We start from the raw sequence: 24,883 nt of genomic DNA on the forward strand, positions 1-24,883 counted from the left end.
CAGAAAATAAAACGAACGTCAGCCTAACAGACCAGCGTACCGGGGAAGCTCTCCGGTTCGTCGCCGGGCAGCGGCAGCGCGGCATTGTACGCGGTGATCAGCTCGAGGGCGTATTGGGCCTGATCGTTATCGACCGACAGCCCCAGCAATCCGAAGATCGGCAACTCGCCCGTGCCGCCGAGCAAATCCCGGCCCACCAGATGCGCCTCGATACCCTCGCTGGCGAGCATGCCCTTGAGCATCTCGCCTTCCATCAGGTTTTCCGGTTCGTAGATTCGCTGCATGGGCGCCCCTCACTCGTTTTCGCTGAAGACTTCCAGATGCCATTCCTCACCGTGAACCTGCAATACAAACGTAATCGGCCGACAGCACACCTGACAGTCCTCGATATAAGTCTGATCGCCGCCGGACAGGTCCACCGACGTCTCTACCTGCTCCCCACAATAAGGACATTCATACAGTGCGGCTTCCAGCATCGCGGTCTCCCAAGTGACTTGTGCGTATAATCGCCGGTCTATTTGCAGGGCTATTTTTGTCTGGCTATTTTTTCAGACCGTGCCCCGTTGGTTTTCGATCAAAACCTTTACTTACCCTAGCCGTTTCCAACAAGAGAGCATGATGGGCGAATTCGATGCCATCCGACCTTACGACGACAGCGAAGTACCTGTGGTACTGGCAAGACTGCTCGGCGACAAGGCGTTTCTAGATATCCTCACCCACTTCCGCTTCCCGCGTTTTGCCGGTCCTTTCGGCTGGATGCTCAAACCACTTATAGCCCATCGGCTGCGTCGTGAGTTTGCCGACGTGACATCGGTGGCGACTTTGCAGGACAAGGTCGAGGCTTACGTCGACCACACCATCGAGCGCGCCACTGACGGCGTGACCTACACCGGGGTCGAGCAATTCAAGTCCGGCAGCGCGTATCTGTTCATCGCCAACCACCGCGACATCGTCATGGACCCGGCCTTCGTCAACTATGCCGTGTACCACGCCGGCCTGCCGACGCCGCGTATCGCGATCGGTGACAACCTGTTGCAGAAGCCGTTCGTCAGCGACCTGATGCGCCTGAACAAGAGTTTCATCGTGCACCGCTCGATCACCGGCCGTCGCGAGAAAATGGCCGCGTATCAGTTGCTGTCGGCGTACATCAACCACTCGATCCGCAACGACTGCGCCTCGATCTGGATTGCTCAGGCCGAAGGCCGGGCGAAGGATGGGGACGACCGCACCGAGTCGGCGATCCTCAAGATGTTCCACATGAGCCGCAAGGACGAGCCGTTCGGCGAAGTGATTCAGTCGCTGAACGTCACCCCGGTGTCGATCAGCTACGAATACGATCCGTGCGACCAGGCCAAGGCCCGCGAACTGTACATCCGCGCCACCACCGGCACCTACAGCAAAGTGCCGGGCGAGGATGACGTGAGCATTGCCAAGGGCATCACTGGCTACAAGGGCCGGGTGCACGTGAACTTTGCTGCGCCGATCACCGAGTTGTTCGAAGACACCAAACTGTTGGCAGTCGAGATGGACAAGCAGATTCTCGGCGGCTACCGGTTGTTCCCCGTGCATTACCTGGCGTATGCGCAATGGGCCGATGCGGATCCGCAACTGAATGTGCCCAAAGCTGCCGAGGTGTTCCCGGCGGATGAGCTGGCCAAGGCGCAGGAAGAGTGGCAGTCACGGCTGGACGCTTGCCCTGAAGAGCATCGTCCGTATCTGGTGCTGCAATATGCAACGCCGGTGCGTAACCAGTATCGGGTCAAGGCTGGGTTGGCGCTTTAAGACATAAGCAAGATCAAAAGATCGCAGCCTCCGGCAGCTCCTACAGGGTAAATATCTATCCCCTGTAGGAGCTGCCGAAGGCGGCGATCTTTTGATTTTAAAATTGGGTACTGATCCAGGAAATGACCAGCGCCAGACCCAGGCAGGCAAAACCGAAGCGATAGAAAAAGCGGTTCATGCGCAACGTCGACCAATCCAGAATCGGTTCGGCATTCGGCTGAGCCTGGCGCTGTGCGGCGATGCTGGCCGATGCGCGTTGTTCGCGGCGGCGGGTCGCGTGCAGCAGCCAACTGCCGGGAAACGCCAACAACAGCGCCAGCAGATTGATCAATTTGGCGGGATGATTGGTAAACAGCGTCATCAAATGCAGCGACATCACAGACCTCAAACTTAATCAGTGTGGCAGACGCCAGACCGACGACCGCGGCGCGATTCTACCGAAACCTGCCTGCCCCGCCCCAGCCTTTACGACAAATAACGCGACAATCGACCGATGGCTGTCCTGTGTCACGGCTTCGTCATGTGGATGCACCACCATGCGCGCCTCGAAACACACATGGAACGCGTCATGCTTCACGCTGAAAACCAGGATCGTCTGTACCTCATCACCCCTTACGACGAGCAGCAAAGTCTCGTTGGCAGCCTTGCCTTCAATGTTCAGGATCGTCATTGGCTGGTGTATTGCGCGCTGGGCGGGCATCAGCATGCGGATTTGCCTGAAACGGATTTGCTGACGGGGGTTAGCGTTCTCGATTTTTATTCGCAGGCTGCCTGAACGATACGCCCCCTGTAGGAGCTGCCGCAGGCTGCGATCTTTTGATTTTGATTGTTTGAAAACAAGATCAAAAGATCGCAGCCTTCGGCAGCTCCAACAGGGATGGGGTGTGCAGGTAGAGATGTAGGCATGAAAAAGCCCGGAACCATCACTGGCCCCGGGCTTTTTCACATCAGGCGAGCAGCTTATTCAGCCAGAACCTGACCCACGGTCGGATCCTTGAACAGACGTGTCAACGCATCGCTCAACACGTCGCTAACCAGCTTGGTGTTGGTTTCCTGATTCGGCGCCATGCCGAAGCGCTGGTCCAGCGAAGCACCGTAACGGCCGCTGTAGCGACGGTTGGCGTTCTGCACGTCAGAGCGGAAGGTTGCGCCGATGGTCGCTTCGGTCACGTACATGCCTTCTTTGGGCGACTGATATTTCAGTTCGGCCAGGGTCACAGTCAGTTGCGGAGCGTTAGGTGCGTTGTTGGTCGGGGTGAACCCGAGCAAACGCACGGCGGCTTCAGCCTGAGCCTGCAACTTCGGCAGGATCTGCTCGCGCTGGACGGTGATGGCGCTGGTCTCAGGGTACAGACCGCCACGGGTGCCCAGGGTTGGCGACGGACGACCGTCAACCACACGCACGACGACTGGCTGGCCACGGCCGACCGCAGGCAATTGCGTGGTCAGCTTCGGTTCCGGACTCAGTTGTTGCGGGCTGTGGGCGCAGCCGGCCAGAGTCAAACCGGCCACAGTGATCAAACCGAACAACAGGCGTTGCAACATGCTTTTCTCTCCAGAATCAGGCACAAACAGGCCCGCAGTATAGCGGTGGGCCACTGCGGGTCACCAGCACCCGACGGTGAATACTGAAATGTCTGACAAACCCCGTCGAAAGCGGTTCCTGTCACAGATTCTTCACCCGCCATACATGTGCACGTCACGGCTCGCCGGCATCCTTCAAATCAGTCCTCCAACAAGGTACTCGGCCATGCGTTATCTGATCTCGTTGTTCGCGCCACGCCCGCTGCATCGCAGCTTTGCTTTGCTCGACCGCAACGGCCTTTGCCAAGCGTTCAAACAGTGCAGCCTGCAACCGATGGGCGATGGCTGGGTGGAAATAGAAGAAATCCGCCTCACCTGGTTGAACCAGCCGCTGCCCGCCAGCGCCCGGGTCGTACCGCGTCAAATGCGCGCACGGGCGCAGGTGCAGTTGAGCATCTGACCGGATGCCTAATAAAAGTCATTAAACTCGACCAACTCCGCGCATTTCTTCGATACAATCTCCCCCCGATTATAAGGACGTCTCCTGATCGGGCCCCGCAACACCGTCAATGCGCTTGCATTGGCATCAAAAATCGCCCACAGAGAGCCGCCCACACAGATCGAGTGAAGTTGGCGCGCTTGCCTGTTCTTCCGGCAAACCCCCGCTTTTCGCGAATCTGCAGAGCTGTCATCACGCTCGGCCACCGCGTTGTTTTGCCCTTGCGGGCAGGGTGCCAGGCATGGACAGCCCTTTTTGAGGTTCACGTCTTCAAAAGAGCGTGAAAAAAACGGGTTTTCACAACTTCACAAGAGTGTGGCGAGCAAATGAATAGTTTTGCGTCTGAACATGCACCATTAGCGTCTGAAACAGCCCAACGACACAGGACCGGGTATACCTCGAATACCGGAGCCTGAAGCCTGTCCGCTACGGATTTGGTTGCACAAAAACGGATGTCTCGACCATAAGTCGAATTGCCAGCCGGGCGCTGAAATGAGTTCATGGAGCTCTGGAAGCCACGCCGCACGCATCCGTCAAAGTTGCGAAGAATTGCGAAGATTCGGACATGGCGAAACCTGACCACGGATAGCCGGGACACAACTGACCTGTCCCTGAATGCCTGGCAGCCATGCCGACAATTTGGTGCTGCAGATTTTGGAGACGCGTTAAATGGCGCATAACGAAGCAGTCGACGTAGTACTGGTTGGGGCCGGCATCATGAGTGCCACCCTGGCAGTGCTGCTCAAAGAGCTCGATCCGGCGATCAAACTGGAAGTTGTCGAGCTGATGGACTCCGGTGCTGCGGAGAGTTCCAACCCGTGGAACAACGCCGGTACCGGCCACGCTGGCCTGTGCGAGCTGAACTACACGCCGCAAGCGGCCGACGGCAGCGTCGATATCAAGAAAGCCGTGCACATCAATACCCAGTTCGAGGTGTCCAAGCAGTTCTGGTCGTACCTGACCAAAAAAGGCACCTTCGGCTCGTGCAAATCCTTCATCAGCCCGGTGCCGCACCTGAGCTTCGTGCAGGGCGACAGCGGCGTGTCCTTCCTCAAGTCACGCTTCGATGTGCTGAGCAAGCACCACGCCTTCTCGGACATGGAGTACACCGAAGACAAGGCCAAAATGGCCGAGTGGATGCCACTGATGATGCCGGGACGTTCGAGCGATGAAGTGCTCGCCGCGACCCGCGTGATGAACGGCACCGACGTCAACTTCGGCGCCCTGACCAATCAGTTGCTCAAGCATCTGACCAGCGCTCCCGACGCCCAGGTCAAATACTGCAAGCGCGTCACCGGCCTCAAGCGTAACGGCAATGGCTGGACCGTCAGCATCAAGGACGTCAACAGCGGCAGCAGCCGTGAAGTCGATGCCAAATTCGTCTTCCTCGGTGCCGGTGGCGCGGCCCTGCCGTTGCTGCAGGCTTCGGGTATCGAAGAAAGCAAAGGCTTCGGCGGCTTCCCGATCAGCGGCCAGTGGCTGCGCTGCGACAACCCGCAAGTGGTCAAACAGCACCAGGCCAAGGTTTACAGCCAGGCTGCCGTAGGTTCGCCACCGATGTCGGTGCCGCACCTGGACACCCGCGTGGTCGATGGCAAGAAATCCCTGCTGTTCGGGCCATACGCCGGTTTCACCACCAAGTTCCTCAAGCACGGTTCCTTCATGGACCTGCCGCTGTCGGTTCGCGCCGGCAACATCGGGCCGATGCTGGCGGTGGCAAAAAACAACATGGACCTGACCAAGTACCTGGTCAGCGAAGTGATGCAGTCGATGGAACAGCGTCTGGAATCCCTGCGCCGTTTCTACCCGGAGGCGAAAGCCGAAGACTGGCGCCTGGAAGTGGCCGGCCAGCGGGTACAGATCATCAAGAAAGACCCGAAAAAGGGCGGCATCCTGCAATTCGGTACCGAACTGGTCGCGGCCAAGGACGGTTCTCTTGCGGCCCTGCTCGGCGCTTCGCCGGGTGCGTCGGTGACCGTTTCGATCATGCTGGAATTGATCGAGAAGTGCTTCCCGGGCAAAGCGTCCGGCGAGTGGGCTGGCAAACTGGCGGAAATCTTCCCGGCCCGTGAAAAGGTTCTGGAAACCGATGCTGCGCTGTATCGCAAGATCAACACGCAGAACAACATCGCCCTGGAACTGGTTGAAGAAAGCAGCGAGACGCCAAGCTACGCTTGATCTTGCGGCAAAAAAAACGCCCCGATCGGGGCGTTTTTTATGTCTGTCAGAAGCAAAAGATCGCAGCCTTCGGCAGCTCCTACAGGGTGTACATCAATCCCATGTAGGAGCTGCCGAAGGCTGCGATCTTTTGATCTGTCTTTTGACCTTAGCCGCGAGCCCTGTCGATCAGCTCGATGTACTCCGGGGCGTTGCGCTGATCCTTGATCTGATCAACAAACGTCTGGCCCTGCTCGTCCTTGCCATCGAGGTCATACCCGGCCTCGACGAAGAACGTCAGAAACCGCTCGAAGTCGTCGATACGCAGACCACGGTAAGCCTTGATCAGTTTGTGCAGCGACGGCGAAGTGGCGTCGACCGGTTCAAAATCGAGAAACAGCTTGATCTGCTCATCGCCGATCTCGTCACCAATCACTTGTTTCTTATCTTTACGCATTGCCGACTCCAGCTCGCAGACATGACACGGGGCGGGCAGTTTACCCCTGCCCTGCCGCTCGGCTCAACGCGCACGCACGCTGCCGGTGTGCAAATTGGCCTGGATACTGTGCATCGGCGCGGCGGACAGGAGCAGACTGAGGGCGGGGCCAAGCACTTTAGCAGCCTCTAAAAGCAAAAGATCGCAGCCTCCGGCATCTCCTACAGGGTGTACATCAATCCCCTGTAGGAGCTGCCGCAGGCTGCGATCTTTTGATCTTGCTTACATGCCTTTAACGGCGAAGATCCCGTTGGCGTTACGCCAGTAGCCTTTGTAGTCCATGCCGTAACCGAAGATGTAACGGTCGATGCACGGCAGGCCGACGAAATCGGCTTTGAGGTCAGGACGCGCCTTGCGGTCGTGATCCTTGTCGATCAGCACGGCGGTGTGCACTTTGCGCGCGCCGGCGTGTTTGCAGTAATCGATGATCGCGCCCAGGGTATGCCCTTCGTCGAGGATGTCGTCGATGATCAGCACGTCACGGTCAAGGAACGAGACTTCTGGCTTGGCCTTCCAGAACAGGTCGCCGCCGCTGGTTTCGTTGCGATAACGGGTCGCGTGCAGGTAGGACGCTTCCAGCGGGAAATGCAGATGGGTCAGCAGCTTGCCGGAAAAAATCAGCCCGCCGTTCATCACGCAGAACACCACCGGGTTGCTCTCGGCCAGTGTTTCGTTGATTTGTGCACCGACGCGGGCAATGGCGGCCTCGACTTCAGACTCGGTGTACAGGCAGTCAGCCTCTCGCATGATTTGACGGATATGCTCGAGATCAGCGGACATGGCGCTCTCCGGGGGGTGATTGAAGGGGGGGATAGTCGCGAAAAGCGGGCAAAGGTACGCATCTCGCACGACTGAATCAAGCCTTTATGGACTAACGTACTCTATGTCCTATAGGACATCACCCTCGGATAGATTAATCTAGGCCGGTTTTTTTGCCCGCCGCCGGAGCCTTTCCCCATGTCCATCCAAGAGATCCGCCATCCGCTGATCCGTCACAAACTTGGCCTTATGCGCCGCGCAGACATCAGCACCAAGAATTTCCGCGAGCTCGCTCAGGAAGTCGGTGCGCTGTTGACCTACGAAGCTACCAAAGACCTGCCGCTGGAAACCTACGATATCGAAGGTTGGTGCGGCACCGTGTCGGTCGAGAAAATCGCCGGCAAGAAGATCACTGTCGTGCCAATCCTGCGTGCCGGTATCGGCATGCTCGAAGGCGTGCTCAGCCTGATCCCGGGTGCCAAGGTCAGCGCTGTGGGTGTTGCCCGCAACGAAGAAACCCTGCAAGCCCACACCTATCTTGAAAAACTGGTTCCGGAAATCGACGAACGTCTGGCGATGATCATCGACCCGATGCTCGCCACCGGCAGCTCCATGGTTGCGACCATCGACCTGCTGAAAAAGGCTGGCTGCAAGGAAATCCGCGCGATGGTGCTGGTTGCCGCGCCGGAAGGCATCGCCGCTGTAGAAAAGGCTCACCCGGACGTGACCATCTACACCGCGTCGATTGATGAACGTTTGAACGAACACGGTTACATCATCCCAGGGCTTGGCGATGCCGGTGACAAGATCTTCGGCACCAAGCAGAAGGACGCGTGACCATGCAACAAGAGTTCAACGATCCGCTCTGGCGCACGGTGCTGTCCGGCGCCCAGATGCTGTTCGTGGCTTTCGGCGCCTTGGTGCTGATGCCGCTGATCACGGGCCTTGACCCGAACGTGGCACTGTTTACCGCAGGTCTTGGGACGATTCTGTTCCAGATCGTCACTGGCCGTCAGGTGCCGGTGTTCCTGGCGTCGAGCTTTGCTTTCATCACCCCGATCATTCTCGCCAAGGGCCAGTTTGGCCTCGCCGCGACCATGGGCGGCGTGATGGCGGCCGGTTTCGTCTACACCTTTCTTGGCCTGGCCGTGAAGATCAAAGGCACCGGTTTCATCGACCGTCTGCTGCCGCCGGTGGTCATCGGTCCGGTGATTATCTCCATCGGCCTGGCCATGGCGCCGATTGCCGCGAACATGGCGATGGGCAAGTCTGGCGACGGTGCTGAACTGATCCACTACCAGACCGCGATGATGATCTCGATGCCAGCGCTGCTGACCACGTTGATCGTGGCAGTGTTCGGCAAAGGCATTTTCCGTCTGGTGCCGATCATTTCCGGCGTGCTGGTCGGTTTCGCCATGGCGTTCTATTTCGGTGTGGTCGATACCGCGAAAATTGCCGCAGCACCGTGGTTCGCGATCCCGCATTTCACCGCGCCGGAGTTCAACTGGCAGGCGATTCTGTTCATCGTTCCGGTGGCATTGGCCCCGGCGATTGAACACATCGGCGGCGTGATTGCAGTCGGTAGCGTGACCGGTCGTGACTATCTGAAGAAGCCGGGCCTGCATCGCACCCTGCTCGGTGACGGCATCGCCACCACCGCAGCTGGTATGTTCGGCGGCCCGCCTAACACCACCTACGCCGAAGTGACTGGCGCCGTGATGCTGACCAAGAACTACAACCCGAAAATCATGACCTGGGCGGCGATCTTCGCCATCAGCCTGGCGTTTGTCGGCAAGTTCGGCGCGCTGCTGCAAAGCATTCCGGTACCGGTGATGGGCGGGATTCTGTGCTTGTTGTTCGGTTCGATCGCGGCGGTGGGCATGAACACCCTGATCCGCCACAAGATCGATCTGGGCGAAGCACGCAATCTGGTGATTGTTTCGGTGACGCTGGTATTCGGGATTGGTGGTGTGCTGGTTGGCACTGGCACCGGTCCGGACGACTTCGGCCTCAAAGGCATCGCGCTGTGCGCGGTGGTGGCGATTGCGCTGAACCTGCTGCTGCCGGGCAATGATGGCTGGAAGAACAAGAAGGCGGATGATCCGCTGCTCTAATCAAGTTGTAAGTTTTTTGTTGTTTGTGCAAATGTCATCGCGGGCAAGCCCGCTCCCACAGGAACTGCACTGAACCTGTGGGAGCGGGCTTGCCCGCGATGCTTTTAGAGGGCCAGAGGCGCTCTTTCGCAGAGGGTCGCCAACGCCTTCGCCCATTGCGGGTCGTCATTCAGGCACGGCACCAGCAACAACTCCTCGCCCCCCGCTTCGCGGAACTGCTCCTTGCCGCGATCACCAATCTCTTCCAGCGTTTCGATGCAATCAGCAACGAACGCCGGGCACATCACCAGAATCTTCTTCACGCCGCTTTTCGCCAACTCATCCAGCCGCGCTTCGGTGTACGGCTCGATCCATTTGGCACGACCCAATCGCGACTGGAACGACACCGACCATTTGCCGTCCGCCAGCCCCATGCGCTCGGCGAACAGTGCCGCCGTGCGCAGGCATTGCGCGCGATAACAGGTAGCCAGAACCGCCGGGGATGCGTTCTTGCAGCAATCTTCGTTCTTGAAACAATGCTGCCCGGTCGGATCAAGCTTGGTCAGATGCCGCTCCGGCAAACCATGGAAGCTCAGCAGCAGGTGATCGTAATCCTGCTGCAAATGCGGTTTGGCGCTGGCGACGAGCGCGTCGAGGTATTCCGGCTGATCGTAGAACGGCTGCAAAATCGAGAGCTGCACATCGAGCTTCTTCTCGCGCAGCACTCGTTTGGCTTCTTGGATAACCGTGGTGGCGGTGCTGTCGGCGAACTGTGGGTACAGCGGCGCCAGCGTGATGCGCTTGTGCCCTGCCGCGACCAGTCTTGTCAGGCACGTTTCAATTGAAGGCTCGCCGTAACGCATCGCCAGATCGACCGGGCCATGCTTCCACTGCGCCTTCATCTGCTCTTGCAAGCGACGGCTGAGCACCACCAGCGGCGACCCCTCCTCCCACCAGATCGAGGCGTAGGCGTGGGCGGATTGCTCGGGGCGCTTGATCAGGATCAGCGATACCAGCAAACGCCGTACCGGCCACGGCAGGTCGATCACGTACGGATCCATCAGAAATTGATTGAGGTAGCGGCGTACATCGGCCACCGAGGTGGAGGCCGGGGAACCCAGGTTGACCAGAAGCAAGGCGTGATCGGTCATGCAACGTCCTATTTCAGAGGCGGCTGGAGAGATCATCCAGAGCCGCGCGTAAATCCGTGAACTGGAAAGTGAATCCCGCTTCCAGCAAGCGTGCCGGCGTGGCCCGTTGGCCGCCCAGCAACAGCAATGACATCTCGCCCAGACCGACCTTCAGTGCCAGGGTCGGCATTGGCATGAACGCCGGACGGTGTAAAACACTGCCCAGCGTCTTGGCAAATTCGCGATTGCGCACAGGTTTTGGCGCGCACGCATTATAAGGACCACTGGCCTGATCACGATGCAGAAGAAAATCAATCAGGGCGATTTGGTCATCGATATGAATCCATGGCATCCACTGACGGCCATTGCCCAAAGGCCCGCCCAACCCAAGTTTGAACGGCAGTAACAGCCGCGACAAAAAGCCGCCTTCGGCCGACAGCACCAGACCGGTGCGCACCAGTATCACGCGGATGCCCAACGCTTCTGCGCGCTGGGCAGTCTCTTCCCAGGCAATACACAACTGACTGGCGAAATCGTCGATCACTGGCGGTGAGTCTTCGCTCAACTCGCGCTCACCACCGTCGCCGTACCAGCCGATGGCCGAAGCGGAAATCAGCAGCGCCGGTTTCTGCGCCCGGGTTTCAAGCCACGCCAACAGGGTTTCCGTGAGTTTGATGCGGCTGCTCCACAACAACGCTTTGCGTCGATGGGTCCACAGTCGGTCGGCAATTGGCGCGCCAGCAAGATTGATGATTGCGTCGACGGGTTCTTCGCCAAGCTCTTCCAGCCGTGCGATGGCGCGCACCTGCGTCCCGCAGATTTTTGCGACCGCTTGCGGGCGTCGACTCCAAACCGTCAGACGATGGCCCTGCCCCGACCAGTGTCGGCAGAGCTGACGTCCGATCAAACCAGTACCGCCGGTCAGCAATATATGCATGACATCTTCCTCGCGTGGCGTTTTACCCGGATCACTAGTCTATTTTTATAAACAGGGATCTTTTCTATCGGGCAGGTTCTATTGTTTAACCATAGGCCAAGCTGCCAGAACGAGAACGCTAGAAGTTATACCAAAAAACAAAATTGTACAGGTTTCAACGACGGCGTAGTCTGTACAGAAAGGTAAACGAGGCCCCTATGACTGTACCTATCGCAATCATCGGCACCGGCATCGCCGGACTCTCGGCAGCTCAGGCTCTTACGGAGACTGGGCACACCGTCCAATTGTTCGATAAAAGTCGCGGCAGCGGCGGACGTATGTCGAGCAAACGCAGCGACGCCGGTTCGCTGGATCTGGGCGCGCAATATTTCACCGCCCGCGATCGACGTTTCGTCACCGAGGTACAGCGCTGGCAAAGTCAGGGCTGGGTCGCCGAGTGGACACCGCAGCTCTACACCTTCCAGGGCGGGCAACTGAATCTGTCGCCGGACGAGCAGACCCGCTGGGTCGGTGCGCCACGGATGAGCGCCATCACCCGCGGCTTGCTCGAGGGTCTGGAGGTGCAATTTGCCTGTCGGATTACCGAGGTCTATCGCGGCGAAGAACATTGGCATCTGCAAGACGCCGAAGGCTTCACCCACGGTCCTTTCAGTCATGTCGTGATCGCCACGCCGGCACCGCAAGCTACCGCGTTGCTGGCCGCCGCGCCGAAACTCGCCGGTGCCGCCGCCGGGGTAAAAATGGACCCGACCTGGGCCGTCGCCCTCGCCTTCGATACGCCGCTGGATACTCCGATTGAAGGTTGCTTCGTGCAGGACAGCCCCCTCGACTGGCTGGCGCGCAATCGCAGTAAACCGGGGCGCGACAACACGCTCGATACTTGGGTGTTGCACGCCACCAGTGCCTGGAGCCGACAGCACATCGACCTGCCCAAGGAAGCGGTGATCGAGCAACTGCACGGCGCATTCGCCGAATTGCTGCACAGTGCAATGCCCGCGCCGACCTTCAGCCTTGCCCATCGCTGGCTCTACGCACGCCCGGCGACGGGCCACGAATGGGGCGCGCTGGCGGATGCCGATCTGGGTTTGTACGCCTGCGGCGACTGGTGCCTGTCCGGACGCGTCGAGGGTGCCTGGCTCAGCGGCCAGGAAGCTGCGCGCCGTCTGCATGAGCATCTCCAGTGAATCAGATCAACCCGCGCAAATTGCTGCTGTCGAAATGGACAGCAGCCCACCCGCAAAATCGTGAAAAACATTTTCTGGTGACCGAGCTGATTCGCGATGAGGACGGCACTGTGCTCGAAGTCGAGTTGCAGGCGGTGCTGACCAAACGTGTCGAACGGTTCGATTGGCATGCGTTACAAAACAACGCCCAATGGAAAATCGGCTGGCTCATGTAGGAGCTGCCGAAGGCTGCGATCTTTTGATCTTTGCTTCTCAAAACTCCCAAATCAAAAACAGGATCAAGAGATCGCAGCATGCGGCAGCTCCTACAGAAAAACTTATACAAATGATTTGACTTGTACACCCATGAATCTATGCTGAAGAAATGTTGTACAGAGATCGATCTCTGTACAGGTATAGATTCGAGAGGTATCCATGTCAGACCTTTCCATGTCCCGGCCGAAAATCGCCATCAGCGCCTGCCTGATGGGCGCCGAGGTTCGCTTTAACGGCGGTCACAAGGAATCACGCCTGTGCAGCCGCACCCTCGCTGAATATTTCGAATTCGTCCCGGTGTGCCCGGAAGTCGCCATCGGCATGGGCATCCCCCGCGAACCGATCCGTCTGGTCGGCGATCCGCAAAGTCCGCAAGCCGTCGGCACCGTCCATCCCTCGATCAACGTCACCGCGCCTCTGGCCGAGTACGGCGAGAAAATGGCCGGCGAGCTCAATGACATCTGCGGCTACATCTTCATGCAGCAATCACCTTCCTGCGGGCTGGAACGGGTCAAGGTCTATCACGATAACGGCGCGCCGGTGAATGGCGGTGGCCGTGGCATCTACGCCCAGGCTTTCTGCGCGCGGCACCCGGACTTGCCGGTGGAAGAAGCCGGGCGCCTGAACGATCCGGTGCTGCGTGAAAACTTCATCACCCGGGTACTCGCCTACAGCGCCTGGAAGCAAGTGCTTGCCCAAGGCCTGAGCCGCCGTGCGCTCACCGAATTCCACTCACGCTACAAATACCAGCTGATGGCGCACAACCCGCTGCAATACAAGGCGCTAGGCAAGTTGTTGGGCAACATGGCGCAGAGCGACCCTGCCGAACTTGGCCCGCGTTACTTCAGCGAATTGATGGCAGCGCTAAAAAAATGTGCGACCCGCGGCACCCATAGCAATGTTCTGCAGCACATCAGCGGTTACTTGAAACAGGTAATCAGCGCCGAAGACAAGCAGGAGATGGTGCATGTGATTGGCCAATATCGTTTGGGCATCGTTCCGCTCGTGGTACCGCTGACGCTGCTCAAACACCACTTTCGCCTTCATCCGGATCCGTACATTGCGCAACAGGTTTACCTGCAACCGCACCCGGAAAATCTCAGCCTGCGAAACGCTATCTAATGAATGACAAACCCGATTCCAGCGCTCAGGAAGACCTTGGCGCCGACTTCAAGAAAGCCCTCGATGAAGGCTGGTTGCCGATCCGCGAAGTGGCGCGGCAGACCGGTGTCAATGCGATCACGCTGCGTGCGTGGGAACGACGCTATGGTCTGATTGTCCCGCAACGCACGCCCAAGGGTCATCGGCTGTATTCGGCCGAGCATGTCCAACGCATTTTGACCATCCTTACCTGGCTCAACCGGGGCGTCGCGGTCAGCCAGGTCAAGCCGCTGCTCGACACTGCGCAGGACCTCAGCGAGTCGGTGGAAAACGATTGGCAACGGTTGCGCCAGACCCTGCTCATGGCCGTCACGCAACTCAATGAACGCAGCATCGACGACAGCATCAATCAGGTCATGGCGCTGTATCCGCCGCGCACCCTGTGTGAGCAATTGCTGCTGCCGCTGCTGGCCGAACTTGAACAGCGCTGGCAGGGCCAGTTCGGCGCGCAGATGGAGCGGGTATTTTTTTATTCGTGGTTACGCAGCAAATTTGGCGCGCGCATCTACCATAACAATCGTCAATTGCACGCCGCGCCACTGTTGCTGATCAATCATTCCGACCTGTCACTGGAACCTCATCTGTGGCTGTGCGCGTGGCTGATCAGCAGCGCTGATTGCCCGGTGCAAGTGTTTGACTGGCCACTGCCGGCCGGGGAGCTGGCATTGGCCGTCGAACATCTGCAAGCCCGTGGTGTGCTGCTGTATTCCAGCAAAGCCATGCAGCATGCGCAGTTGCCGAAACTTTTTGCTGGCGTCGCTTGCCCGAAAATGATCGTCGGACCAACGGTGTGCATCCACCACGCCGAGTTGTCCGCAAGAACTTCCGAGATTGCTGATTTGTACCTGGCCGAAGATCCGCTTTCAGCACACCAGGCACTCGTTCAGCGTGGGCTGATTTAATGAACGCGACTACCGATATGCAATTGATCTGGCTGCGCAGCGACCTGCGCCAACATGACAACACCGCCCTCGCGGCTGCCGCAGCCCGCGGCCCGACGGTCGCCGTGTACCTGTTGAGCCCACAGCAATGGCAAGAACATGACGATGCGCCCTGCAAGGTCGACTTCTGGCTGCGCAATCTGCAAGGGCTGAGCAAAAGCCTCGGTCAACTGAACATTCCGTTGCTGATTCGCACGGCGGCGCATTGGGACCAGGCGCCGGCGGAACTGGGCAAACTCTGTCGCCAACTGAACATCGAAGCGGTGCACGTCAACGAAGAATATGGCGTGAACGAAAGCCGTCGTGATGCGGCGGTGGCCAAGGCATTGCAGGCCGAGGGCATCGAATTTCACAGTTATCTCGATCAATTGCTGTTCAAGCCCGGCACCGTGCTGACCAAAACCGGGACGTACTTCCAGGTGTTCAGCCAGTTTCGCAAGGTCTGCTACGAACGCCTGCATCGCTCAATGCCGGCGCTGGTGCCTGCACCCGGCAAACAGTCGCCGCAGGACATCGACAGCGATCCGGTTCCGGCATCCGTCAGCGGGTTCGCCACACCGACCGAAACCCTGCGCGATCTGTGGCCTGCCGGTGAGAAAGAAGCCCGGCGTCGTCTCGATACCTTCGCCGACGCCCAAATCGATTACTACAAAAGCGAACGCGACTTCCCGGCCAAGCCCGGCACCAGTCAGCTTTCAGCGTATCTGGCCGCTGGCGTCGTTTCGCCACGCCAATGCCTGCACGCCGCTCTGCAAAGCAATCAGGGTGAATTCGAAAGCGGCAAGGTCGGCGCTGTCACCTGGATCAATGAGCTGCTGTGGCGCGAGTTCTACAAACACATTCTGGTCGGTTATCCACGGGTTTCGCGCCACCGCGCGTTCCGTCCGGAGACCGAAGCCCTGGCCTGGCGCGACGCCCCGGACGAACTCGCGGCGTGGCAAGAGGCGCGCACCGGGCTGCCGATCATCGATGCGGCGATGCGCCAACTGCTCGAAACCGGCTGGATGCACAATCGCCTGCGCATGGTCGTGGCGATGTTCCTGACCAAAAACCTGCTGATCGACTGGCGCGAAGGCGAGCGGTTTTTCATGCGCCATTTGATCGATGGTGATCTGGCGGCGAACAACGGCGGCTGGCAATGGAGCTCCTCCACAGGTACCGATTCGGCGCCGTACTTCCGCATTTTCAACCCGTTGAGCCAGTCGGAAAAATTCGACAGCGAGGGCCTGTTCATCAAGCACTGGCTACCGGAACTGGCCGACCTCGACAAAAAACAGGTGCATAACCCGGCCAGTGCCGGCGGCTTGTTCGGCGTTGCGGATTACCCAACGCCGATCGTCAACCTGAGTGCATCGCGCGAACGCGCGCTGACGGCGTTCAAGAACCTGCCTTCCCGCCAACCAGTCGGGGTCGATCATGAGTGAATTCCTGCGCAGCTTCGCCCGGCAATTTTCAGCGTTGAACAAAGACAACCTGCAACGCCTTGGCGAGCTGTACAGCGATGACATTCACTTCACCGACCCGTTGCACGAAGTTCAGGGGCTGGCGCAGTTGCGCGATTACTTCGGTGAGCTGTACGCCAACGTCAGCGAGCTGCGTTTCGATTTTCACGGCTACGACCAGATTGGCGAGGGTGAAGGCTACCTGCGCTGGGTCATGAGTTATCGCCACCCGCGTCTGGCCAATGGTCGGGAGATCCGCGTCGGCGGCTGCTCGCACTTGCTGTGGCGCGACAAGGTTTATCGCCACCGGGATTATTTCGATGCCGGGGCGCTGCTGTATGAACACTTGCCAATATTGGGCCGGGTGATCGCCTGGCTGAAAAGGAGAATGGGATGAGTCGTACACCTCCACGGCGTTACTGGTTGACGGGTGCCAGCAGTGGCATTGGCGCCGCATTGGCGCAAAGCATCCTCGCCACCGGCGCGCACCTGGCTGTCAGCTCGCGCCAGGTCGCCCCACTCAAAGTGCTGTCGCAACGCTATCCGGGACAAGTGCTGGTGGTGCCGGGCGATCTGACCAACAGCCAGACCGTGCGTGAAATCGGTGAGCAGATCGCTGAGGACTGGGGGTCGCTGGACACAGTGATCCTCAATGCCGGCACCTGTGAATATGTCGATGCCCGGCAATTCGACTCCTCGATCGTCGAGCACGTGGTGCGTACCAATCTGCTCGCCAGCGCCTACTGCATCGAAGCCGCCCTGCCGCTACTGCGCAAAGGCACCGCGCCGCATCTGGTCGGGATGGCCAGCTCGGTCACTTACTTGCCGCTGCCTCGGGCAGAAGCCTATGGCGCATCGAAGGCCGGGCTGCGCTATCTGTTCGAGTCGTTGCGCATCGACCTGGCGGATGAGGGCATCGAAGTCACGGTAATCAGCCCAGGCTTTGTCGAAACTCCGCTGACCGCCAAGAACGATTTCCCGATGCCGCTCAGTTGGCCTGTGGATAAAGCTGCGCGGCATATCTTCGCCAAACTCAATGATCGGCCACTGGAAATCGCCTTCCCGGCGCTGTTCATGGCCGCGCTGTGGCCCTTGTCGAAACTGCCGACGGGCCTGCAATTGGCCATCGGCAAACGCATGGTGCGCAAACCGCCGCCGCTGCGAGACCCAGCATGAAAATCGCCATTATCGGCAGCGGCATCGCAGGACTCACCTGCGCGCACCTGCTCAATCGCCGACATGACGTCACGGTGTTCGAGGCCGGCGACTGGGTCGGTGGCCACACGCACACGGTGCAGGTCGACGTCGAAGGTCGCCAATATGCCGTGGACACCGGTTTCATTGTGTTCAACGACTGGACCTACCCGAATTTCATCCGCTTGCTCGGCCAGCTCGGCGTGGGCTTCAAGCCGACCGAAATGAGCTTCTCGGTCAACGATCCGGACAGCGGCCTGGAATACAACGGCAACAACCTCAACAGCCTGTTTGCCCAGCGGCGCAATCTGCTGTCGCCGGGTTTCTGGGGCATGCTGCGCGACATTCTGCGATTCAATAAAGAAGCCCAGCGCGACCTCATCGAGCTGCGCATCGATGCCGACATGACCCTGGATGATTACCTCAAGGCCGGCGGCTACGGCGAGCGGTTCATCCTGCATTACATCGTGCCGATGGGCGCTGCGATCTGGTCGATGCCGATGGCCGAGATGCTCAATTTTCCGCTGCAGTTCTTTGTGCGCTTCTTCAAGAATCATGGCTTGTTGTCAGTCAGTGATCGGCCGCAATGGCAAGTGGTCGAGGGCGGTTCCAGCGCTTACATCGCGCCACTGACCGCCGCGTTCAAGGACAGGATTCGTCTGAACTGCCCGGTGAAGCGAGTGGATCGCGACGAACACGGCGTGGTTATCCACAGCCCCGCGGGGATCGAGCACTTCGACAAAGTGGTGTTCGCCTGTCACAGCGATCAGGCCCTGCAAATTCTGGCCAGCCCGAGCGAGGCCGAACGCGCGATCCTCGGTGCCCTGCCCTATGCCGACAACGAAGTGGTGCTGCACACCGACACGCAACTGTTGCCCACGCGCAAACTGGCGTGGGCCAGCTGGAACTATCGCCTGAGCGGTACCGGTCACACTCACGCGGCCGTCACCTACGACATGAACATTCTCCAGGGCATCGAGAGCGACACCACGTTCTGCGTCAGCCTCAACCAGAGCGCCGGCATCAACCCCGACAAAGTGCTGGCCCGCTTCACTTATGCCCATCCGCAGTTCAGCCTCGCGGCGGTGGCGGCGCAGAACCGCTGGGCCGAACTGGATGGTGCGCAACACACCCATTACTGCGGCGCTTATTGGGCCAACGGTTTTCATGAAGACGGGGTGGTCAGCGCATTGCGCGTGGCGGCCGCGTTTGGGGAAACCCTGTGAACAGCGCCCTCTACAGCGGCTGGATCGGCCATCGGCGCTTCTCCCCGCGCCGGCATGAATTTCGTTACCGGATCGGTTTGCTGTACCTCGATCTGGCCGAACAGGACGCGTTGTTTGGTCTGTCGGCGCTGGCCAGCCGCAGTCGCTTTGCGCCGTTTTCATTTCGCGAGAGCGACTACCTCAAGGCCTTCACCGGCACCGGCATGCGTTTGATCGATGCCGTGCGCCAGCAGGTCGGCATCGCCATCGGACATGAACCGCAAGGCTCGGTGTGCCTGCTTACGCAACCGCGCAGCTGGGGACTGGCGTTCAATCCGGTGAGTTTCTTTTATTGCCATGAGGCCGACGGGCAACTGGCGGCGATTGTCTGCGAAGTCACCAACACACCGTGGCGCGAGCGCTATCACTATGTGTTGCCAGCGCGCGCGCCAATCAATCCGCAGAGCGCTCATCAGCATTTTGCGGTGGCCAAGGCCTTTCATGTTTCGCCGTTTCTGCCGCGTGATCTCGAATACCGCATGAGCTTCAGCCCCGCCGCGCAAACCCTCGGCGTACACATGGCCGACTGGCAGGGCGAGCACAAACTGTTCGACGCCACGCTCAACCTGCAACGCGAAACGCTCGACCGCCACAGCCTGCACCGCTACTTGCGTCGCTTCCCGTGGATGACCGCGAAAACCGCGCTGGCGATTTATTGGCAGGCCGTACGACTGCTGTTCAAGCGCGCACCGATCTTTGCTCATCAGGCTGCCGATGGCAGCTTTCAAACCGCTACCGTGCCTCCCAAGGAACACCGCCATGAAATCCTCTAGTCTGTCGGTCAGTCGGCTCAGCACCAATGGCTTGACCGGTTCGCTGCTGCGTCGTGGCGTGTTGCGGCAAATGGCCCGGCTCAAACACGGCCAGCTTGTGGTGGTCGAGGATGGCGAACGGATGCTGTTCGGCGCACCCGGCAGTGCCTTGGTAGGCGAAATCCACATACTCGACGCCGCAGTCTGGGGCCTGGTCGCCAGCAACGGCTCGATCGGCGCAGGCGAGGCGTTTATCCACGGCTACTGGAGCTCGCCGGACTTGACCGCCGTGGTGCGAGTGTTCGTCAGCAACCTCGAAGTTCTTGATGCGATGGAAGGTGGTTTGGCGCGCCTCGGCCGACCCATGGTGCAAGGCCTGCACTGGCTCAATCGCAACACGCGCAAAGGCTCGCAGAAAAACATCGCCGCGCATTACGACCTCGGCAACGACCTGTTCGAACAGTTTCTCGACCCGACCATGATGTACTCGGCGGCGCAGTTTCTGACCCCCGAAGACAACCTGGAACAGGCGCAACTGAACAAACTGGAGCGCATCTGCCAGAAACTCGCGCTCAAACCCAGCGATCACCTGCTGGAAATCGGCACCGGCTGGGGCAGCATGGCGCTTTACGCGGCGCAAAATTACGGCTGTCGCGTGACCACCACCACGCTGTCGAAAGAGCAGTACGCGTTTACCGCAAAACGCATCGAACAACTGGGCCTGCAGGATCAAGTGACGTTGTTGCTCAAGGATTACCGTGACCTCACCGGCGAGTACGACAAACTGGTGTCGATCGAGATGATCGAAGCGGTCGGCCACCGCTTCCTGCCGACCTACTTCAAACAATGCGCGCAGTTGCTCAAGAGCAACGGCCTGATGCTGCTACAGGCGATCACCATCCGCGAGCAGCGTTATGAGCAAGCCAAGCGCGGCGTGGACTTCATCCAGCGCTACATCTTCCCCGGCGGCGCCCTGCCCTGCGTGCAGAAGATGCTCGAAATCGTCAGCCGCGACACCGACATGAACCTGCTGCACATGGAAGATTTCGGCTTGCACTACGCCAAAACCCTGCGCCTGTGGCACGAGAATTTTCGCCGCGCCCACGGCCGCTTGAGCGAACTGGGCTACGACGATTATTTCCTCAGGCTGTGGGAGTTTTACCTGTGCTACTGCGAGGGTGGCTTCCTGGAGCGCACCATCGGCACCGCGCAATTGTTGCTGGCCAAACCGGCCGCCATGCCCGCGCCGCTGCTCGGACGCTTCGATGCTTGAGCGGATCGCCAATGCCGTGCTGTTCCAGATCGGCTGGCTGGCCTGTGTGCTCGGCGGCAACAGTTTGTGGCTGTTGCTGGCGTTGGCGGTGCTGGTGATTCATCTGCGCTGGGTCAGCAGTTGGGCTGCGGAGGGACGTTTGATCCTCAGCGTGGTGATTGTCGGTACGGCGGTGGACAGCGCTTTGCGCGGCCTCGGTGTGTTCGCGTTTGAGGATTCGTCGCCGCTGATTCCGCTGTGGCTGATGTTGCTGTGGGCATTACTGGCGACTACGTTGCGGCACTGCCTGCAATGGACCGCCCGGCCATGGTGGCTGGCCAGCGTGCTGGGGGCCGTCGGTGGTGCGCTGTCGTATTACGGCGGCGGACGCTTGGCCGGCGTGCAATTTCCCTACGGCGAATTACCCAGCCTGATCGGCATCGGCCTGCTCTGGGCGTTGCTGTTTCCGCTGCTGCATCTGATGGCTCGACGCCTGGCTCATTGAGCGTCTGTCAGAGCGTTCACACACGCGGCATCCACTGCCTTACACTGCCGCCCATGAAGACCATCCCCCACCAACAAATCGCTGAACCGGCGGTCACCTGTTCGACCTGCGCAGCCTGCTGCTGCCAGCTCGAAGTGATGCTGATCACCGACACCGGCGTGCCTGATCGCTTTATCGATACCGATGAATGGGGCGGCGAAGTGATGCTGCGTCTGGACGACGGCTGGTGTGCGGCGCTGGATCGCGACACGATGATGTGCACGATCTATGAGAAGCGTCCGTTGATCTGCCGCGAGTTCGAAATGGGCGCGCCGGAGTGCATTGAAGAACGACAGGGCATCGCCACGGTGTATCGCTGATCGTTCGAACAAGCGCGGTTAGCATCGCGCCAGCAGCTGCTTCGGCCGATGACCGCTGGTGGCTGGAGATCCGTTTGCAAACGGCCCGAGCACAAACAAACCCTCCGTGGTGTATGCGCTCCTACGCGCCTTGACGTCATTTCCTGCTGCGGCAGTCTGCCTTTCTGATCTCATTCAGCTTCGCCAGACGATATCGTTCAGCTCTTGGTTCGACGGGGTTGACCCCATGAACTATCCAACAGGCGACGCCAATATTCGATGGATTCATCCCGGCCTCGGGATGCACTGGCCGGTCGAATGCGTGTGCCTTTGCGGGGCGAAATGATCGACAGTGGAATAGCTCGCGCAACTTGTAAATCGGCAGGATGCCGACCCACCGACCCTCGGGTGAATGCCGAGGGGAAACGTTCAAGGATGAAGAAATATGGCAGCAAAACCACCTCGCGGTGGCAGCACCCAAGTAGATGTCCACGTCACTGCGAACCGCCAACCGGAAGTGGACTCATCGCGGCCAGAAACTGTCGGCCACAAGAGCCTCGAGTCCAGGATTCCCGGCGCAAATGCGACCACGCGAGTCAAGCCGCCTGGCAATCCAGACCTTGATGCAATCCTGCCGGCCCAGACTATCACTGTGAGCCAGGTTCCCGACGCCACTGAAGTCCGCGCCGTCATGCCGCCGACGCTCGAGAATTACCGCATCACTGTGGCGCCACCGTTACCGGCTGCCGACAGCGAAGGCTTCAGGGTGCACAACCAACGCCGGTATGTCGACTTGACCGGTGGCGGCATCGCTCTTGTCGCCGTCGACCAGAATACAGGCCTGTATAGAGCCCGACGTTCAAGCGAGTTGAATCCCTCCGGCCCGGTATTGCTGCGCAGTCCCGATACCGGTCTTTGGCATCCGCACAATGACCTCGCCCCAGCCACCGCGCCATTGACCGAAACACGCCTGCAGGCATTTCGCACCGAGCTGGATTTCAGCGCTGTCGAACCCGGTAGCGACGGTTTGTATCGCCACAACGGCAAGCTTTACGCCGTGATCTTCAACCACGCGTATCAGGCCCTGCATGATCTTGATGCGTCCACCCCCACCCACAAGGTGTGGCGCATTGTTAACCCCAAGGATCCCGTGGCCAGCGACATTGCCAACGTCTATCGCGCCAGTCGTAGCGGCGAAAGCCTGGCCATCACTCGCAACGAGGAGAACGCCTGGATTTCCATCTTCGTGGGGTTGAGGGGCGGCATGAACCGCAATGAGCCCGCGCCGGCCGGCCTTTTCCGTCCTTGGCTCAGCAATACAGCCGGCCCGTCAGGACGGCCGCCGCCGGCCGTCGCCACTCGAGCGCAGGTCAAACGCTATTTTCCGGAAGCGACTGATCAACATGCGGATGATTTCATCGCCCGATTTGGCGATGCCGCGGCTGCAGAGGTGGAGCTTGATCGGCTTCGCCTTGGACTGCCTAAATTGAATCAAGAGCTCAGCGTCTGGGAAGGTTTTTACAGAGGCGATGATATCGACGAACGCGCTCGACGGCTGGCGATTTGTGACACGCTACAGCGACTGTACAAATGGCAGGGTGACCCATCGGAACGGGTCTATCGCGACGGTCATCTGGTGGGCTTCAGGCTGGAACTGGACTTGGGCAATCGCGTAAATCTAAAGCCGCCGACCCTTTCGACTCGAATCGACTCCATCGTTTCTATGAGTTTGAGCGGATATGCTGTCCAGAAATTGGATGATCTGTTTTCGACTTTTTCTCATATTGAAACACTCGAAGTGCGGAACCTGGGTGGGACCGGCAAAGAGCTTCTAGGCGCAATGAAAAAACTCACAAAGTTGCGGGTACTGGAGATTCACAACACCAGCATCGCGCCGGAGCCTTTGGGCTATACGAGCTTCTCCGGATTGCCCCGCTTGCGAGAGTTGATTCTGAAAAACTGTATTTTTTACCAGCATATGTCAGTGACGGGCTTGACCGAATTACAGGTATTGAGGGTCCGGCAGAGCTACTTGCAGTGGCCACCTTCGGGACTTACCGAGACACGGGGACCTTCTCGCTTACAGGTGCTTGATCTGAGCAACAATAAAGATTTGGCAACTCTGCCTGACCTTGCCAACCTGCCGTTTTTGCGGGAGTTGAATCTGTCATCTACCAGAATTGGAGAACAACTTGCCGGATTGGATGTAGCTCCCTGGGGGGCGCGGCTTGAGGTATTAAACCTCGAAAATACTTCGGTGCCGGATGGGATCTCGCTCAGAGGAATGACAGTCTTGCGTGAGTTGAATCTGGCAGGTACCGGAATAACCCAGTTGCCTCCCTCAATAGGTATGCAGAACGAGCCGCTGCGTCTGGAGATACTGAAACTCGCAAGAAATCCGCTCGAGAACGCGCCGTCGCTCAGGGGGATGACAGCCTTACGGGAAGTCGATCTTAGCTCAACGCTTATCAGAAATTTTCCGGAAGGAGTCACGCTCGAAAACCCCAAAACATCATTGAATCTTGCCGACAACAATATTTCGGTCATTCCTGAATCGCTCGAGCTCAGAACTGGTTTTGATCTGACTGGAAACCCGATTTCCAATCCGGCTTCCCTACGACGGTTAATTGCCGCGCGTCGACAGACAGGCACCGATATCTGGCTGGGACAACTGGATCCTGACACGTCAGCGAATCTATGGTTGCACAATGTGCCAGAGGCAGACGCTCGCGAAAAACGGGAGCTTTGGGACAGATCAAAAGAACGTCAAAGCTCGCACGTGTCCATGGCAATTCGTCGACTGAGTATGACGCCGGAGTTCCGAATCGAGCGCCAGCAGTTGCAGCACCGCTTGTGGGCGTTTCTTAAAACCTACGAGAACGCAGACCCCATCGAGCGCAGCCAGCTGATATCGATTCTGGAAAATGAGCGCAGTCCCGGACAAATGCTCGACAGGCTGGAAGAGGTAATGAAGAAATTTGACCCTACATGGCAAAACCAGCCCCCGCATCACTTACCCAAACCGCGGGGTTTTGACTAGTCGAGGGAACGGTTACAAGGTCTGAATGGGGAAGCCCTGATCTGCCAGGGTGCCGAAACGGATGGCGAATCGAATCATCTGCCAGGTTCAAAGCACAGACGGCTAACTGTATGCGGGCTTGCTCGCGAATGCGGTGTGTCAGCCAACAACAATATTGACTGATCATCCGCTTTCGCG

At 58.9% G+C, this 24,883-nt stretch carries 27 protein-coding genes; 19 read left to right on the forward strand and 8 right to left on the reverse strand.

The genetic code is table 11. The features are described 5' to 3' along the window. Positions 1-23 precede the first annotated feature (23 nt). Together ACA061_RS22145 and ACA061_RS22150 are read right to left on the reverse strand one after the other, a co-directional pair. Complete coding sequence (locus tag ACA061_RS22145) at positions 24-284, reverse strand: putative signal transducing protein (RefSeq protein ID WP_150605302.1); 261 nt, start codon at positions 282-284, stop codon at positions 24-26. Positions 285-293: 9 nt separating this feature from the next. Next, positions 294-476, reverse strand: coding sequence for a CPXCG motif-containing cysteine-rich protein (locus ACA061_RS22150; RefSeq protein WP_042561023.1), 183 nt, complete (start codon positions 474-476; stop codon positions 294-296). Positions 477-618: 142 nt separating this feature from the next. Between ACA061_RS22150 and ACA061_RS22155 the strand changes: the two genes are divergently transcribed. Further along, entirely contained in the window at positions 619-1,782 is a 1,164-nt protein-coding gene (locus tag ACA061_RS22155; RefSeq protein ID WP_191626512.1) for a 1-acyl-sn-glycerol-3-phosphate acyltransferase, read from the forward strand. A 97-nt stretch (positions 1,783-1,879) separates the two neighbouring features. On the opposite strand, the gene ACA061_RS22160 is transcribed toward ACA061_RS22155, so the two are convergent. Then, complete coding sequence (locus ACA061_RS22160; RefSeq protein ID WP_042561025.1) at positions 1,880-2,158, reverse strand: hypothetical protein; 279 nt, start codon at positions 2,156-2,158, stop codon at positions 1,880-1,882. A gap of 192 nt (positions 2,159-2,350) precedes the next feature. On the opposite strand from ACA061_RS22160, the gene ACA061_RS22165 reads away from it, so the two are divergent. Continuing rightward, the gene (locus ACA061_RS22165; RefSeq protein ID WP_008083982.1) at positions 2,351-2,557 is read left to right on the forward strand and encodes a hypothetical protein; all 207 of its coding nucleotides are present in this window, start codon (positions 2,351-2,353) and stop codon (positions 2,555-2,557) included. A 185-nt stretch (positions 2,558-2,742) separates the two neighbouring features. Here ACA061_RS22165 and ACA061_RS22170 read toward each other — a convergent pair whose 3' ends face one another. Next, positions 2,743-3,327 (reverse strand): YajG family lipoprotein, encoded by a 585-nt coding sequence (locus ACA061_RS22170; RefSeq protein WP_007912832.1) that lies wholly within the window; start codon positions 3,325-3,327, stop codon positions 2,743-2,745. 205 nt (positions 3,328-3,532) lie between these two features. Here ACA061_RS22170 and ACA061_RS22175 point away from each other — a divergent pair, with 205 nt between their 5' ends. Both ACA061_RS22175 and mqo read left to right on the forward strand, forming a co-directional pair. After that, entirely contained in the window at positions 3,533-3,766 is a 234-nt protein-coding gene (locus tag ACA061_RS22175; RefSeq protein WP_150605300.1) for a hypothetical protein, read from the forward strand. A gap of 708 nt (positions 3,767-4,474) precedes the next feature. Then, positions 4,475-5,983 carry a malate dehydrogenase (quinone) gene (mqo, locus tag ACA061_RS22180; protein ID WP_150605299.1) on the forward strand — a complete coding sequence of 503 codons (1,509 nt, stop codon included), beginning with the start codon at positions 4,475-4,477 and terminating at the stop codon, positions 5,981-5,983. Positions 5,984-6,131: 148 nt separating this feature from the next. Here the strand turns inward: mqo and ACA061_RS22185 are convergent, their stop codons facing one another. Next, a complete protein-coding gene (locus ACA061_RS22185) occupies positions 6,132-6,419 on the reverse strand; it encodes a PA4642 family protein (protein WP_497300050.1) in 288 nt (95 codons plus the stop codon). 261 nt (positions 6,420-6,680) lie between these two features. After that, positions 6,681-7,238, reverse strand: a complete 558-nt coding sequence (locus ACA061_RS22190) for a hypoxanthine-guanine phosphoribosyltransferase (RefSeq protein WP_042561030.1) — start codon at positions 7,236-7,238, stop codon at positions 6,681-6,683. 177 nt (positions 7,239-7,415) lie between these two features. Here ACA061_RS22190 and upp point away from each other — a divergent pair, with 177 nt between their 5' ends. Further along, on the forward strand, positions 7,416-8,054 hold the full coding sequence (upp, locus tag ACA061_RS22195; RefSeq protein WP_042561031.1) for a uracil phosphoribosyltransferase: 639 nt from the start codon (positions 7,416-7,418) through the stop codon (positions 8,052-8,054). A 2-nt stretch (positions 8,055-8,056) separates the two neighbouring features. Then, on the forward strand, positions 8,057-9,331 hold the full coding sequence (locus ACA061_RS22200) for a uracil-xanthine permease family protein (RefSeq protein WP_150605297.1): 1,275 nt from the start codon (positions 8,057-8,059) through the stop codon (positions 9,329-9,331). A gap of 104 nt (positions 9,332-9,435) precedes the next feature. On the opposite strand, the gene hemH is transcribed toward ACA061_RS22200, so the two are convergent. Next, entirely contained in the window at positions 9,436-10,461 is a 1,026-nt protein-coding gene (gene hemH, locus ACA061_RS22205) for a ferrochelatase (protein ID WP_497300051.1), read from the reverse strand. A gap of 13 nt (positions 10,462-10,474) precedes the next feature. Then, positions 10,475-11,377: a TIGR01777 family oxidoreductase gene (locus ACA061_RS22210; protein ID WP_497300052.1), complete on the reverse strand. Its 903-nt coding sequence runs from the start codon at positions 11,375-11,377 to the stop codon at positions 10,475-10,477. A gap of 197 nt (positions 11,378-11,574) precedes the next feature. Between ACA061_RS22210 and ACA061_RS22215 the strand changes: the two genes are divergently transcribed. The 13 genes from ACA061_RS22215 to ACA061_RS22275 all read left to right on the forward strand — a co-directional run bounded on the left by ACA061_RS22215 (position 11,575) and on the right by ACA061_RS22275 (position 24,706). Continuing rightward, complete coding sequence (locus ACA061_RS22215) at positions 11,575-12,561, forward strand: NAD(P)/FAD-dependent oxidoreductase (RefSeq protein ID WP_150605294.1); 987 nt, start codon at positions 11,575-11,577, stop codon at positions 12,559-12,561. Next, positions 12,558-12,776, forward strand: coding sequence for a TIGR02450 family Trp-rich protein (locus tag ACA061_RS22220; RefSeq protein ID WP_150605293.1), 219 nt, complete (start codon positions 12,558-12,560; stop codon positions 12,774-12,776). The genes ACA061_RS22215 and ACA061_RS22220 overlap by 4 nt, the downstream gene beginning before the upstream one ends. A 199-nt stretch (positions 12,777-12,975) precedes the next feature. Further along, positions 12,976-13,938, forward strand: coding sequence for a YbgA family protein (locus tag ACA061_RS22225; RefSeq protein WP_497300053.1), 963 nt, complete (start codon positions 12,976-12,978; stop codon positions 13,936-13,938). Then, positions 13,938-14,879, forward strand: coding sequence for a MerR family transcriptional regulator (locus tag ACA061_RS22230; protein ID WP_497300054.1), 942 nt, complete (start codon positions 13,938-13,940; stop codon positions 14,877-14,879). Before ACA061_RS22225 ends, ACA061_RS22230 begins: the two co-directional genes overlap by 1 nt. A gap of 17 nt (positions 14,880-14,896) precedes the next feature. Next, entirely contained in the window at positions 14,897-16,342 is a 1,446-nt protein-coding gene (gene phrB / locus ACA061_RS22235) for a deoxyribodipyrimidine photo-lyase (RefSeq protein ID WP_497301982.1), read from the forward strand. Beyond that, complete coding sequence (locus ACA061_RS22240; protein ID WP_150605288.1) at positions 16,335-16,757, forward strand: nuclear transport factor 2 family protein; 423 nt, start codon at positions 16,335-16,337, stop codon at positions 16,755-16,757. Before phrB ends, ACA061_RS22240 begins: the two co-directional genes overlap by 8 nt. Further along, the gene (locus ACA061_RS22245) at positions 16,754-17,536 is read left to right on the forward strand and encodes an SDR family NAD(P)-dependent oxidoreductase (protein WP_150616373.1); all 783 of its coding nucleotides are present in this window, start codon (positions 16,754-16,756) and stop codon (positions 17,534-17,536) included. Before ACA061_RS22240 ends, ACA061_RS22245 begins: the two co-directional genes overlap by 4 nt. Further along, positions 17,533-18,780 carry an NAD(P)/FAD-dependent oxidoreductase gene (locus ACA061_RS22250; RefSeq protein WP_210702118.1) on the forward strand — a complete coding sequence of 416 codons (1,248 nt, stop codon included), beginning with the start codon at positions 17,533-17,535 and terminating at the stop codon, positions 18,778-18,780. The genes ACA061_RS22245 and ACA061_RS22250 overlap by 4 nt, the downstream gene beginning before the upstream one ends. Then, positions 18,777-19,592: a DUF1365 domain-containing protein gene (locus ACA061_RS22255; RefSeq protein WP_497300055.1), complete on the forward strand. Its 816-nt coding sequence runs from the start codon at positions 18,777-18,779 to the stop codon at positions 19,590-19,592. Before ACA061_RS22250 ends, ACA061_RS22255 begins: the two co-directional genes overlap by 4 nt. Beyond that, positions 19,579-20,844, forward strand: coding sequence for a class I SAM-dependent methyltransferase (locus tag ACA061_RS22260; protein WP_497300056.1), 1,266 nt, complete (start codon positions 19,579-19,581; stop codon positions 20,842-20,844). Before ACA061_RS22255 ends, ACA061_RS22260 begins: the two co-directional genes overlap by 14 nt. Continuing rightward, positions 20,837-21,328, forward strand: coding sequence for a DUF2878 domain-containing protein (locus tag ACA061_RS22265; protein ID WP_497300057.1), 492 nt, complete (start codon positions 20,837-20,839; stop codon positions 21,326-21,328). The genes ACA061_RS22260 and ACA061_RS22265 overlap by 8 nt, the downstream gene beginning before the upstream one ends. A gap of 53 nt (positions 21,329-21,381) precedes the next feature. Continuing rightward, positions 21,382-21,687 (forward strand): YkgJ family cysteine cluster protein, encoded by a 306-nt coding sequence (locus ACA061_RS22270; RefSeq protein WP_150605282.1) that lies wholly within the window; start codon positions 21,382-21,384, stop codon positions 21,685-21,687. Positions 21,688-22,111: 424 nt separating this feature from the next. Then, entirely contained in the window at positions 22,112-24,706 is a 2,595-nt protein-coding gene (locus ACA061_RS22275) for a leucine-rich repeat domain-containing protein (RefSeq protein WP_497300058.1), read from the forward strand. Positions 24,707-24,883 lie beyond the last annotated feature (177 nt).

The organism is Pseudomonas sp. LBUM1668 (assembly GCF_059695715.1).